This is a genomic window from Celeribacter neptunius (assembly GCF_900113955.1).
GTDB lineage: Bacteria > Pseudomonadota > Alphaproteobacteria > Rhodobacterales > Rhodobacteraceae > Celeribacter > Celeribacter neptunius.
In genome coordinates, this window is the sequence record NZ_FORH01000008.1 from 71,042 (window position 1) to 82,840 (window position 11,799).

At 62.8% G+C, this 11,799-nt stretch carries 14 protein-coding genes; 6 read left to right on the forward strand and 8 right to left on the reverse strand.

The features are described from left to right. Positions 1-29: 29 nt before the first annotated feature. From BM151_RS17635 to lgt, 5 genes are all read right to left on the reverse strand, one after another. Positions 30-947 (reverse strand): Hint domain-containing protein, encoded by a 918-nt coding sequence (locus BM151_RS17635; RefSeq protein WP_090062077.1) that lies wholly within the window; start codon positions 945-947, stop codon positions 30-32. A 357-nt stretch (positions 948-1,304) separates the two neighbouring features. Next, the gene (locus BM151_RS21700; RefSeq protein ID WP_177213205.1) at positions 1,305-1,454 is read right to left on the reverse strand and encodes a hypothetical protein; all 150 of its coding nucleotides are present in this window, start codon (positions 1,452-1,454) and stop codon (positions 1,305-1,307) included. 325 nt (positions 1,455-1,779) lie between these two features. After that, a complete protein-coding gene (gene pgeF, locus BM151_RS17645) occupies positions 1,780-2,541 on the reverse strand; it encodes a peptidoglycan editing factor PgeF (protein ID WP_090062079.1) in 762 nt (253 codons plus the stop codon). Next, positions 2,538-3,608: a class I SAM-dependent methyltransferase gene (locus BM151_RS17650; protein ID WP_090062080.1), complete on the reverse strand. Its 1,071-nt coding sequence runs from the start codon at positions 3,606-3,608 to the stop codon at positions 2,538-2,540. The genes pgeF and BM151_RS17650 overlap by 4 nt, the downstream gene beginning before the upstream one ends. Next, positions 3,605-4,474, reverse strand: a complete 870-nt coding sequence (gene lgt, locus BM151_RS17655; RefSeq protein WP_177213221.1) for a prolipoprotein diacylglyceryl transferase — start codon at positions 4,472-4,474, stop codon at positions 3,605-3,607. The genes BM151_RS17650 and lgt overlap by 4 nt, the downstream gene beginning before the upstream one ends. A gap of 117 nt (positions 4,475-4,591) precedes the next feature. Between lgt and BM151_RS17660 the strand changes: the two genes are divergently transcribed. Together BM151_RS17660 and BM151_RS17665 are read left to right on the forward strand one after the other, a co-directional pair. Continuing rightward, positions 4,592-4,840, forward strand: a complete 249-nt coding sequence (locus BM151_RS17660) for an accessory factor UbiK family protein (RefSeq protein WP_090062081.1) — start codon at positions 4,592-4,594, stop codon at positions 4,838-4,840. A 318-nt stretch (positions 4,841-5,158) separates the two neighbouring features. Beyond that, a complete protein-coding gene (locus tag BM151_RS17665) occupies positions 5,159-5,659 on the forward strand; it encodes a type III secretion system chaperone family protein (RefSeq protein WP_090062082.1) in 501 nt (166 codons plus the stop codon). A gap of 43 nt (positions 5,660-5,702) precedes the next feature. Here BM151_RS17665 and BM151_RS17670 read toward each other — a convergent pair whose 3' ends face one another. Beyond that, positions 5,703-6,587: a LysR substrate-binding domain-containing protein gene (locus BM151_RS17670; RefSeq protein WP_090062083.1), complete on the reverse strand. Its 885-nt coding sequence runs from the start codon at positions 6,585-6,587 to the stop codon at positions 5,703-5,705. A gap of 123 nt (positions 6,588-6,710) precedes the next feature. On the opposite strand from BM151_RS17670, the gene BM151_RS17675 reads away from it, so the two are divergent. The 3 genes from BM151_RS17675 (at position 6,711) to BM151_RS17685 (ending at position 8,696) form a co-directional block, all read left to right on the forward strand. Continuing rightward, the gene (locus tag BM151_RS17675) at positions 6,711-7,367 is read left to right on the forward strand and encodes an FMN-dependent NADH-azoreductase (RefSeq protein WP_090062084.1); all 657 of its coding nucleotides are present in this window, start codon (positions 6,711-6,713) and stop codon (positions 7,365-7,367) included. 172 nt (positions 7,368-7,539) lie between these two features. After that, positions 7,540-8,346: a pyrroline-5-carboxylate reductase gene (gene proC / locus BM151_RS17680; RefSeq protein WP_090062085.1), complete on the forward strand. Its 807-nt coding sequence runs from the start codon at positions 7,540-7,542 to the stop codon at positions 8,344-8,346. Continuing rightward, positions 8,343-8,696 (forward strand): tRNA-binding protein, encoded by a 354-nt coding sequence (locus BM151_RS17685; protein ID WP_090062086.1) that lies wholly within the window; start codon positions 8,343-8,345, stop codon positions 8,694-8,696. Before proC ends, BM151_RS17685 begins: the two co-directional genes overlap by 4 nt. 16 nt (positions 8,697-8,712) lie before the next feature. Here the strand turns inward: BM151_RS17685 and BM151_RS17690 are convergent, their stop codons facing one another. Continuing rightward, a complete protein-coding gene (locus BM151_RS17690; RefSeq protein ID WP_090062087.1) occupies positions 8,713-9,309 on the reverse strand; it encodes a thymidine kinase in 597 nt (198 codons plus the stop codon). A 414-nt stretch (positions 9,310-9,723) separates the two neighbouring features. On the opposite strand from BM151_RS17690, the gene BM151_RS17695 reads away from it, so the two are divergent. Further along, positions 9,724-10,182, forward strand: coding sequence for a hypothetical protein (locus BM151_RS17695; RefSeq protein WP_090062088.1), 459 nt, complete (start codon positions 9,724-9,726; stop codon positions 10,180-10,182). 63 nt (positions 10,183-10,245) lie between these two features. Here the strand turns inward: BM151_RS17695 and BM151_RS17700 are convergent, their stop codons facing one another. Continuing rightward, the gene (locus BM151_RS17700) at positions 10,246-11,589 is read right to left on the reverse strand and encodes a DEAD/DEAH box helicase (RefSeq protein ID WP_090062089.1); all 1,344 of its coding nucleotides are present in this window, start codon (positions 11,587-11,589) and stop codon (positions 10,246-10,248) included. Positions 11,590-11,799 lie beyond the last annotated feature (210 nt).

Consider the following 11,799-nt stretch of genomic DNA (forward strand, 5'->3'; position numbering starts at 1 on the left):
ATTTGCCGGTATACTGAACACTGCTGGATCTATCTCGGTGACAGTTCGAGAAGATCCGTGGGGGAAAGACGTGGCTGGCACAGCGGGCCAAAGCCCGGAAGGCTTTCAAGATACGGAAAAAGCTCCATGAAACGCGGCCGCAGCTCGCTCAGCAGCTGTCCGGACAGGGTGGTGCCGGGGTGATAGCTTTCCAGCTCGACCCCGTTGACCCGGATCAGGCTGTGTCGCGAGAGGGCGATATGATAGCTGCGCACGGTGGAGATCGGTGTGACTTCGATCACCGAAACACCGTCCACGAGGCTCGGCACCGGTGCCATTGCCTCGGAGACGCCGAGATAGGCTTTGAGCGCATCGGCGCGGAGCAGGTAGCGTGCCCCCGCGCCGAGCATCAGATCCGGGGCCGGGCGGCCGAGGCCGAATGTGTCGGCCGTGATCCGGTAGAGACGTTCGGGCTTTGCCGCCTCGCTGCGGGCGCCATGGGTGTCGAGCGGCATCGAGCCGATCCATTGCACGCGTTGTACCCCCTGATCGACGGTTTCGATCAGATCGCCGGGCAGCAGATCCTCGACCGCGACCGGACCGGTCGGGGTGGGCAGCAAGGCGCCACGGGCAAAGGCATTGAATGCGCTTTCGAATATGGGGATCGCCGGGGCCGAGATGTCCTTGTCGTGAAGGTCACCGTTTCGGGCCAGCCATTGAATGTCATAGCGGCGCAGCGCGTAGGACGGGCGTTCGACAGGACGGACACGCCGCACGGTCCAGGCGGGCTGTTCCGGATGTGTCCCGTTCCGGTCGGCCTGAATTCCGCGCTCGGCGCGGGCAAAGGCCGTGGCCTTGCCATAGCCAAGCGGAGCGTTGTTCGCCGCCCGGGGCGCGGGAGACGCGGCGCTATGTGAGGCGGTGTTTGAAACCGTATGGGGGCGCGAACCGGAATAGGGTGTCGGCATGGAAAGCCTCGTCACTGTGCTGGCCCCCACCAATACAGTGCAGCAACGATCTCAGATTACCCGTGGGATTGTCAAAAATTTTATGGAATTACCCTTAACGGCGGCACCAGTCGCCGGTGCCGCCTCAGGTTTGTTTCTTTCAAAAGGGTTAATGCCTTCCGCATCGCCCTGTTATCCAGCCGGCTCAGCGCACCTTCTGCGCGCTGAGGTTTGTACCGGCGCGAATCGTCGGGCTCTGGTCCCTCCGATCCGGGAACCGCATTGGTCTTCTTTCTGAAGGTTCCCAATGCGGTCAAATTCCGCTGGCCGACCTCTGGCCGACCTTTGGTCGTCCTCTGGCCACGCTTTGGCCCTGTCTCAGGCGGCGCGGACCTGCCGCAGCGGTGCGGTCTTGGCGGCTTTCTTGGCGATGAAGGCGGCGCGCCGCGCGCCACGGGCCCAGGGCATGTCCAGCTCGGTCTTTTTCGCCTCGGCGATCATCGATTTCATCCAGCGACGGGTTTTCATCTCTGCCTCATCCTTGCGGTTTCCCGACACATCTGCTCCGCATCTGGCCGTGTCGGTGTTGCAGCCATTGTGCCGGAGGGCTTCGGCGAAAATTTGGCGCCGGTCGGGAAATGTGACCGTGCCGGGCGGTGACGCCAAAGCCGGTTGTGCGCCGCAATTGATCTTTGATTAACCATAAGAATATTAAGGTTAATTCAGACCGCCCGTGGATAGTCCTCGGGATTTCGCGGGATTGTTTCTGGCGGAAATGGGGCAGGCCGGCGCCGCATTCATGCCGCAAAGCCTGCCTTTGGGCCTCTGTGATCCGCGGTCTCGGGGGCGGCGCTCAGAGCCGGATCATCGAGATGAGTCGGCCGTAATCGGCCTCTTTGCGATGCACCGAGCGGCGATAGGAATAGAAGCGCTCCGGATCGGAATAGGTGCAATGCCGGGTCCATTCCGCGTGACCGGCGCCGGCCTCGCGCAGCCGGTGCAGCCCGAAGGCCGGCAGGTCGAAGAGGTAGCGATCCCCCTCGCCATTGGCAAAGAACCGGGCGTTGCTTTGGTCTTCGGCGAGGAAGTCCTCGAAAAATTCCGGACCGACCTCATAGGCGCGTTGCGAGATCGTCGGGCCGATGACCGCGGTGATGTCCTCGCGACGGGCGCCCAGGGCCTCCATCGCGGTGAGGGTCTGTTCGAGAATGCCGCCGATGGCGCCTTTCCAGCCCGCATGTGCTGCGCCGATGACGCCGGCCTTGCGGTCGGAAAACAGCACCGGCTGACAATCGGCGGTGAGGATCACCAAACCCAGCCCCGGTTGATCGGTGACCAGAGCGTCGGCTTTGGGGGGCTCGCTCTCCGGGGGGACGCTCACCGCCACGACATCGGCGGAATGCACCTGATAGACCGAACACATCTCCGCCGGGGCGAGCCCCAAGGCGCCCGCCGCACGGCTGCGGTTGATCGTGACGATATCCGCCTGATCGGTGGAGCCGAGGCCGCAGTTCAGCCCCTCGAACACGCCCGAGGAGGCGCCGCCCTTGCGGGTGAAGAAACCGTGTTGCACGCCGTCCAGCGCGTCGGAGGTGATGATTTCAAGACTGCTCATGCGTCAAATCCCGGAGGCAAGTGTGCGGCGTCGGGTGTGATGGCCAGCGCCTTGAAAAGGGTTCCCATTTCTTCCGCCGAGGTCAACCGCTCAAATGCGGCAATGTGGCTTTGCAAGGCCGCACCGCTCATGTTTTTGGCAAGTGTTTCGGCCCGGGCGGAGATGCCGAGGCGCGCCAGAAGCGGACCCTGCGCGATCATCTGCGACGGGGTTGCGCCGACTGCCCGGGCCGCAATCGCCAGCGCTTCGAAATCGACATGCGCTGTGAGATCGGCCTGGCCGGGACGGGCCAGCGGATCGACCATCTCATGGGCTTCGAGCGCCTGAAACGTATCGCCAAGAGAGCGCCAGTCGCCATAGTCGATGAGGATCGCCGCGCCGCCATGCCGGGTGACGCGCTGGGCGATCTCCGCGACGATGGGAGCGGACGCGGGACAGGTCTCGACCACGTCGCCTTCCTTGGTGTCGTCGAGCCGACGTGACAGCTCTGCCAGGGGCGCGGGTGCCGAGAGACCCAGGATCAGAGCGCCGTCTTTCAGACCGATCTGGGTCTCCGCCCAGGTCTCCCCCTTGCGGGTGAATTGCCGGATCGGCAGCGCGTCGAAGAATTCGTTGGCAATCAGCCACAGCGGCGCCTCGGGCAGGTCCGCGATCTGGTCGCACCATGTGACATCATGGTCCGAGAGCTTCTCGCGCTGGGCCTTGCGCAGGGTGGGGGAGGCCTCGACGAGATGGAGCTGCATGGCGGCGTGAAATCCCGGCACCGCCCGGGTGGCGCGCAAGATATCCGCCATCAGCGTGCCGCGCCCGGGGCCGAGCTCGGCCAATGTGAAGGGTGCGGGCGCGCCTTGGTCGAGCCAGCTCTGGGCCAGCGCCAGCCCCAGAAGCTCGCCGAACATCTGGCTCACCTCCGGCGCGGTGGTGAAATCGCCCGCGGCCCCCAGCGGATCGCGGGTGGTGTAATAGCCATGTTCGGGGTGGAGCAGGCAATCCGCCATATAATCCGCCAGCGAGATCGGCCCGGTCTGGGCGATGCGACGGATCAGGATCTCTTTGAGCGCGGTCATGCGCGTTTGGCCCGGATCATGAAGAACAGCCCCAGGAGGATCATCGGCAGCGACAGGAGTTGCCCCATTTGAAGGCCTGCAAAGACCGCGCCATTCGGGTTGGCCGCGGTGACGAATTGCGCGTCCGCCTGACGGAAGAACTCGACGATGAAACGCGAGATGCCATAGCCGGCAAAGAACAGCCCCATGATCAGACCCGGGCGTTTGAAGGCGCCGCCGAGCCAGACGAGGGTGAGGATCAGGGTTCCGAGGATCAGCCCCTCCATCCCCGCCTCATAAAGCTGCGACGGGTGGCGGGCGCAAAGCGGTCCGACATTGGAACAGGCCTGTGCGGCGCCGCCCGGAAAGATCACCGCCCAGGGCCCGTCCCAGGGCTTGCCCCAAAGCTCGGCGTTGACGAAATTGGCGATCCGGCCAAGGAGCAGCCCGACCGGCGTCGCCATGGCCAGAAGGTCGCCCAGCGACAACAACGGTTTGTGATGTTTGCGGCCCCAGAGGAAAGCGGCGATGATCACCCCGAGAAATCCGCCGTGAAACGCCATGCCGCCCTGCCAGACCATCGGGATCTCCACCGGATGGGCGAGGTAATAGGCCGGTTTGTAGAACAGCACATAGCCCAAACGTCCGCCGAGGATCACCCCGAGAATGAGCCAGGTCAGCAGGTCCTCGAATTCCGCGCGCTGCATCGGCGGCGTGTCATCGGGCCAGAGCCGCGTCGTCTTCAGCGCCCGCAGGATCAGCCCCCAGCCAATGAGGAAGCCGCCGATATAGGCCAGCGCATACCAATGCAGGGCAAAATGAATGGGGCCGAGGTTGATCTCGAACAGCACGGGCGAGAGCTCGGGGAAATTCAGGACGGCGGGCAGATATGTCAACATGGCCGCAAATGTCGCCAGCCCGCGCGGGAAGTCAACCTTGTGATTTCCGCCAACGCGGCCCATATAGATCACAAGACAGTCACCACCCCGCTGACGGAGACAGATATGCAGACCCGCAACAAGATTCTCGACGATATTTCCCAGCTCATGACCAACGCCATGGGCGTGGCGCAGGGCGCCAAGGACGAGGCCGATACCGCGCTCAAGGGCCTGGTCGATCGCTGGCTCGCCGATCGCGATTTCGTCACCCGCGACGAATTCGACGCGGTGCGCGCCATGGCCCAGAAAGCCCGCGAAGAGAATGAAGAGCTGAAAAAGCGTCTCGACATGCTCGAGCGCAAGAAAAAGGCCTGAACCCTTCCTGAGCCTCCTTTCGGATAGCGTATGTCCAAGCCCCCGTTGCCGGGGGCTTTTTCATGTCCACAGGTGAGGTTTCGGGGCTGTGGAAAAATCGGGCATCTTGTGGATCACCGTCGAATGATGGGGATAACACAAATATTTCGCTTTACAGATTCGCTGCTTTCGTCACACCATATCTAGTAAGGGGAGGCAAAAGCGCGCCGACCCTTAGAGCAGGCACCAAGTCTTAGTGGCTGTCTTTCCGGGGTCGTGCATGGGGATGTCGCGACGGAGAGAACAAGGTCACGAGGCGCAGAGCGAAAGAGGCCACCAATGTCGCTTATCGAGCAAAGCTTTTCCACCGAGATTCATCCGATCGATCTGTGCGAGCATCTGTGCGAACACAATGATTGGGAATTCGACCGGGTCGCCGACGATCAGATCGCCATGGCGGTCGAGGGGCAATGGCGGACCTATTCGATCACGCTCGCCTGGTCCGATTATGACGAGACTTTGCGCCTGATCTGCACCTTTGAAATGGAACCACCGGAAGACAAGCTGCCGCAGATCCACGAGGTGCTCAACCGCGCCAATGACCAGATCTGGACCGGGGCCTTCACCTATTGGCACGAACAGCGGCTGATGGTCTATCGCTACGGGCTCGTGCTATCGGGCGGTCAGGTCGCGGGGCCGGAACAGGTCGACCGTCTGATCGGTGCCGCCGTGGGCGCCGCCGAACGGTTCTACCCGGCGTTCCAGCTGGTCGCCTGGTCCGACCGTACCCCGGCCGAGGCGATGGATGTCGCCATTCACGAGGCCTACGGGCGCGCCTGAGCGCTAACGCCATCAATGATCTCTGTGATTTCGGCATCAACCCTCAGTTTTGATGCCGGAACCAGTCCAACAGATGCTCCAGGCGATCCTTGCGGGGATGGGTGGTCAGGAAGACCGCCCAATAGGTCAGGCCGGGCAAAGCGATGTCGGACAGTTGCACGAGCTGACCCGCTGCCAGAAGATCCGCCACCAGGTATTGCGACGCCAATACGGCGCCCTGACCGGACACGGCCGCGTCGATCGCGTGGATTTCTTCTGAGAACTGTTGGGTGACGCTGGGCAGTGCCGCTGTGGCGCCGGCCTGGGCGTGCCACCGCCCCCAACTGGGCGCGTGACCCGAGGCGGATTTCCAGCGGTATTGTAGCAAGGGCAGCGTCAGGACGGCATCCGGCGTTGACGGCTGTGTCGTCGTGACCAGATTTGGTGCACAGACCGGTATGATTGAGTCTGCAAACAGCCGATGCCACTCCGCCTGACCGTCGGGGTGCCCGGCATAACGGATCGCCATGTCGATATCGGAGGCATGCAGGTCCGCGGGCAGGTCGGCGGCTTCGACCGTGATGTTCAGCCCCGTTTCTTCGCGCAGACGTGGCAGGCGCGACATCAGCCAACGGCTGGCAAAGGCCATTGTGACCGACAGGCGCAGCGGTGCACCGGACGGGGAAACCGTCAGCTGGTCGATTGTGCCGGCAATTTGGTCCAGCGATGTGCGCAGGACCGGAAACAGCTTTTCCCCCGCCGGAGACAAGCGTACGGGCCGTGGAAACCGGTAGAACAGGTCCACCCCCAGAATGGCTTCCAGTTGCCGCACCTGATGGCTGATCGCGGTCGGCGTCAGGCCAAGCTCGTCTGCGGCGCGGGCAAAATGAAGATGCCGCGCGGCAGCCTCGAAGGCGCGCAGGGCGTGTAGAGGGGGCAGGTTGCGCATGGATGGTCCCGCAAGGTGAATTTCATTCATCTTATGCCTGAAATATTCGCTTTGGCCAAAGATTTCGGCGGCTGTTAGCTCCTCGGGTGACGGCGACACACCGCCCCCACACAGGAGAAAATCATGACGACCCTGCTTCGCATTGACGCCAGCGCGCAACAGCAAGACCGTTCCCTGACGCGCATGCTCACAAGCCTGTTCACCACCGAATTCATGCGGGCCAAGCCAGACGCCGGGGTGATTGCCCGCGACATCGGGCAAGATCCCGTGCCGGCAATTGATCACCGTTTCATCCATGCGGCCTTTACCCCCCATGAGGCGCGCGAAGACTGGATGACCGACCGGCTGGCCCTTTCCGATGCGCTGATCGACGAGGTCGAGGCGGCAGATATCATCGTGCTGGGGGCTCCGATGTACAATTACGGGATGCCCACCGCGCTGAAAGGCTGGATCGATCACATTGCGCGGATCGACCGGACCTTTTCGTTTGATCTGGCGCGCGGCGATTTCCCGATCGCACCGATCCTGAAGGGCAAACACCTGGTCGTGCTCTCGTCGCGTGGCGAGTTCGGGTTTGAACCCGGCGGGGTGCGGGCGCATCTGAACGCCCTTGACCCCGCAATTGCCGCCTGCGCCCACTATTTCGGCGTCGACAGGGCGAATATCGAAACCGTGGCCATCGAATATCAGGAGTTCAAGGACGCGCGGCACGACCGCTCGGTCATGGCGGCGAGAGACGCCACACGCGCATTGGCTCAGCGGTTTGGCCAGCTCTGCTGACGCGTGGTGCCTTCCCCGGCGAAAACTTGCCTTGCCAAGTGGGCTCGGAGCTGTTGCTCGCGCAAATCTGCGGAGCGCCCTCCGCATTGCGCGTGCTTTTCAGCTTGATAGAGTGCCTCGGAAAACGGCGGCATCCGTGTCTCCGCCGGGCATTTCCAAAGAGGGCTGAGAGATGGATGATTTGAAAACACGCGGGCTGGTGCTGCTGGGCTGTGGCAAGATGGGATCGGCCATGCTCAAGGGCTGGCTCGAAGGCGGGCTGTCGCCCGATGCGGTCACGGTGCTCGATCCTTACCCGTCGGACTGGCTCAAGGGCACCGGGGTGCGCCTCAACACGGAGCTGCCGCCGAACCCGGCCATCGTGCTTGTCGCGGTGAAGCCGCAGATGATGGGCGATGCGCTGCCGTCCCTGCAGGCGCTGGGCGATGGCACGACGACCTTCCTGTCGGTTGCCGCCGGTGTGACCATCGCCAAATACGAGGAGATCCTCGGCGACAAGACTCCGATCATTCGTGCCATGCCCAACACGCCCGCCGCCATCGGTCGCGGCATGACCGCGATCATCGGCAATGCCAGGACCTCCGAGGCCGATCTCGATCTGGCCCAGACATTGCTGGAGGCGGTCGGTCAGGTCGTCCGGCTTGAGCGCGAGGATCAGATGGATGCGGTTACCGCCGTCTCCGGCTCCGGTCCCGCCTATGTCTTCCACCTGATCGAAACACTGGCTGCCGCCGGCGTGGCCCAGGGTCTGCCGGAGGAACTGGCGATGGCATTGGCCAAGGCCACGGTCGGTGGCGCTGGGCAATATGCCGAAGAGGCCGAGGAAGACCCGGCGCAGCTGCGCGTCAACGTGACCTCGCCGGGCGGCACCACGGCGGCGGCGCTTGCGGTTCTGATGGACGAGGCAACGGGCTTCCCGATGCTCCTGGAAAGAGCCGTGAAAGCGGCGGCGGATCGCTCGAAGGAGCTGGCAGGATGAGCGGCGGCAAGAGCGACGAGATCACATTCGACGATTTCCTGAAGGTCGACGTGCGGGTGGGCGTGATCACCCGTGCCGAGCCCTATCCGGAGGCGCGCAAACCGGCGATCAAGCTCTGGATCGATTTCGGTGACGAGATCGGGGAGAAGAAGTCTTCCGCCCAGATCACCGTGCATTACACGCCGGAGAGCCTGATCGGGCAACAGGTCATGGCGGTGGTGAATTTTCCGCCGCGTCAGATCGGCCGCTTCATGTCGGAAGTGCTGGTCTTGGGCTTCCCGGATGAGAATGGTGCTGTGGTTCTGGCACGTCCGGATCTACCGGTGCCTGTCGGCGGTCGGCTGCACTGAAACGGGCAGGGGGCGCCTAGGCGTGATCGCCCTCAAGATCGCCGGTGGCCTCGCGCCAATGACGGCGGCAGAGCGAGACATAGCGCTCATTGCCGCCGATCTCGACCTGTGCGCCCTCGGTGAGCACTAGACCGTTTTCCGACATCCGCACCACCATCGTGGCCTTCTTGCCGCAATGGCAGATCGTGCGCACTTCGCGCATCTCGTCCGCCAGCGCCAGAAGCGCCGCGGAGCCCGGGAAAAGGTTGCCCTGAAAATCGACGCGCAGCCCGTAGCACATCACAGGCACACGGAGATCATCGACCACGCGGGCGAGATCCCAGACCTGTTCCTTCGACAGGAACTGTGCCTCGTCGATGAAGATACAGGCCACCGCGCCTTGGCCGAGCCGGGCCTCGATCTTGGCGTATAGATCCTCACCATCCTCGAACGTGTCGGCCTCGGCGCCGATGCCGATGCGGCTGCCGATCCGGCCCTCGCCCGCACGCGCATCGAATTTCGCGGTGATAAGATAGGTCTCCATCCCGCGTTCGCGATAGTTGTAGGAGGCCTGAAGCAGCAGGGTCGATTTGCCCGCGTTCATCGTCGAATATTGGAAATAGAGCTTTGCCATGAGCCTCATGTGCCAAAGCCGGGGGCCGGGATCAAGCCGGGATTTGGCGGCGGTGGAGAAATCCGGAATACCGCGGAAAACGGCGCCGAAGATTCGGGGCGGAGAGGTCCGGCCCGATTATGTGGCGCCCGAACACGTGGCGGGTGAGAGCCAGGGAAAAGTAGACTCGTAAACACAAACCGGCGATGCCCGTATGGGCAAGGGGATGAGGGTGCCGGAAAATCACAAAATAACTAAACTCCCCCCCCATGGAGGCTCCCACCCGTGCCGATGCTTTCCAGCATCGGATACTCGTTCATCGCCTGCAACAGCAGGTGTGTACTTGTATGTCTGGGAAAAATCGGGAAGTTAATGGGAAAGCATAAGGTGAATTCCCCATGAGGGGACGCTTTCGATGGGGCGAGGACGCAGGTTATGGATTCGGCTGGAAACTATTTGAAAAAGCATACGGAAGCTCTGGTGAAGGATGTTGGCCTGGAAGCGGCCTGCGCTCTGACGGGCAAGTCCAAGGCCACTTTGGGGCGCTATTACTCGACTGCGGATGAGCATTCGGACCGGTTCATCCCGGTCGATGCCGTGGCGCAATTGGAAGCTGCGGCCAGCTACCCGCATGTGACCTCGGCGCTGGCGGAGCTGAAGGGGGTTGCGCTTTCCTATGATGCAGCGCGCAACGAGCCCGCGAAACAGGGCGGGGTGAATACCGATGTCGTGGCCCTGTCGCAGCGCTTTGCCATGCTGATGGCGGAATATACCGATGCGATCGAGGATGGCGTCATCACCATCAACGAGGCGAAACGGTTGCTGCGCGAAACGCTCGAGCTGCAACAGGTGCTGATCACGATGAAATTGCATCTGGAGCAGGGGGCGACCTGACAAGGTGGCCCGGGCCCAAATCTGAAAAAGGCGGCCCAAAGGCCGCCTTTTCTTTGTTTTGTTTTAGCCGCGCTGCTTTTGACGCGGCGGGCGCCCGCTGGCATGTTTCCCCGATCCTTTCGGAGCGCCGCCATTTCCGCCGGGTTTGCCACCCCGCCGCCGCCCGCCGGGTTTGCCCGCCCCGGGCTGACCACCGGGGCCACCGGGACGTCCGCCGCCGCCACGACGACCGCCTTGCGGTTTCTTCGGCTTCGGCTCGGCCTTCATCCCGTCGGCGGCCCAGGAGGCGGCCGTGGCGATCGGGATGCGGAGTTTCATCACCTTCTCGATGGCGCGAAACTCGTCGAGCTCGGTGGGCGAACAGAAGGCCACGGCCTTGCCGTCACGCCCGGCCCGCGCCGTCCGACCAATCCGGTGCACGAAGTTTTCCGGCACATTCGGCAGTTCGAAATTATAGACATGGCGCACCGCCGGGATGTCGATGCCGCGGGCGGCCACATCGGTCGCCACCAGCACCTTGATCTTGCCGCTCTTGGCCTCTTTCAGGGTGCGTTCGCGCTGGCCCTGCGATTTGTTGCCATGGATCGAGCCGGCTTCGAACCCGTCACGTTGCAGGTTTTTCGACAGACGCTCGGCACCGTGTTTGGTGCGGGCAAAGACCAGCGCCAACTCATCTGAGTGATCGCAGAGAAGTTCCTTCAACAGCTCGAATTTCTCCGGCTGCGGAATGAAATGCACCTCCTGGGCGATCTTGTCGGCGGCCTTGCCCGGAGGCGAGACCTCGATGCGCACCGGCGAGCTGAGATAGCTCTGGGCGATCTCGTTCATCTGTTTCGACATGGTGGCCGAGAACAGCATGGTCTGGCGCTCTTTCGCCAGCATCGGCACCAGTTTGCGGAGCGCATGGATGAACCCCATGTCGAGCATCTGGTCGGCCTCATCGAGCACCAGGAAAGTGGTCTCATCGAGACGCACCGCCTTGCGGTCGATCAGATCCATCAGACGACCCGGGGTGGCAACGAGAATATCGGTGCCGCGTTCCAGACGGTTGATCTGGGTGTTGATCGACACACCGCCAACCACCCGGTTGAGTTTCAGGTGCGAGCCCTTGATGAAGGGGAACAGCCCGTCGGCGATCTGGTTCACCAGCTCGCGGGTCGGGGCGAGGATGAGCGCACGCACGGTTTTGGGCGACGGTTTGGAGCCGTCGCTGTAGCACATATGCATGAGCGGCAGGCCGAAGGCGAGCGTCTTGCCCGTGCCGGTTTGTGCCAGTCCCATCACATCGCGGCCCTGCATCACTTCGGGGATGGCGCGGGCCTGAATCGGGGTGGGGGTCTCGATGTTGATGTCTTTCAAGACATCGAGCAGCTTGGGCTTGAGCCCCAGCATGGAAAAATCAGTCATAAATGTCCTTTGGTGGGCGAACCCACACGCGAATACACCTCCCATATCGGATGGGACGGCGCGGTTGGTCGCGGAAAAGGTCGCCGGAATAGGCCACATGCCCGCCCCGTCTTTCCGCCGGACCCCTGCGTGATTTGGGAACCTTGTGGGCGTGTGGCGCGTCGCGCGCTCGCCCGGCATCCGTCACCCGGGGCGTTTGAGAAAAACGCG

Coding starts and splice junctions, on each gene's coding strand:
- BM151_RS17675 (WP_090062084.1), top strand. CDS start 6,711: ATGACGACCCTGCTTCGCATTGACGCCAGCGCGCAACAGCAAGACCGT.
- pgeF (WP_090062079.1), bottom strand. CDS start 2,541: ATGAGCAGTCTTGAAATCATCACCTCCGACGCGCTGGACGGCGTGCAA.
- BM151_RS17670 (WP_090062083.1), bottom strand. CDS start 6,587: ATGCGCAACCTGCCCCCTCTACACGCCCTGCGCGCCTTCGAGGCTGCC.
- BM151_RS17660 (WP_090062081.1), top strand. CDS start 4,592: ATGCAGACCCGCAACAAGATTCTCGACGATATTTCCCAGCTCATGACC.
- BM151_RS17690 (WP_090062087.1), bottom strand. CDS start 9,309: ATGGCAAAGCTCTATTTCCAATATTCGACGATGAACGCGGGCAAATCG.
- BM151_RS17685 (WP_090062086.1), top strand. CDS start 8,343: ATGAGCGGCGGCAAGAGCGACGAGATCACATTCGACGATTTCCTGAAG.
- BM151_RS17665 (WP_090062082.1), top strand. CDS start 5,159: ATGTCGCTTATCGAGCAAAGCTTTTCCACCGAGATTCATCCGATCGAT.
- BM151_RS17650 (WP_090062080.1), bottom strand. CDS start 3,608: ATGACCGCGCTCAAAGAGATCCTGATCCGTCGCATCGCCCAGACCGGG.
- BM151_RS17635 (WP_090062077.1), bottom strand. CDS start 947: ATGCCGACACCCTATTCCGGTTCGCGCCCCCATACGGTTTCAAACACC.
- BM151_RS21700 (WP_177213205.1), bottom strand. CDS start 1,454: ATGAAAACCCGTCGCTGGATGAAATCGATGATCGCCGAGGCGAAAAAG.
- BM151_RS17695 (WP_090062088.1), top strand. CDS start 9,724: ATGGATTCGGCTGGAAACTATTTGAAAAAGCATACGGAAGCTCTGGTG.
- BM151_RS17700 (WP_090062089.1), bottom strand. CDS start 11,589: ATGACTGATTTTTCCATGCTGGGGCTCAAGCCCAAGCTGCTCGATGTC.
- proC (WP_090062085.1), top strand. CDS start 7,540: ATGGATGATTTGAAAACACGCGGGCTGGTGCTGCTGGGCTGTGGCAAG.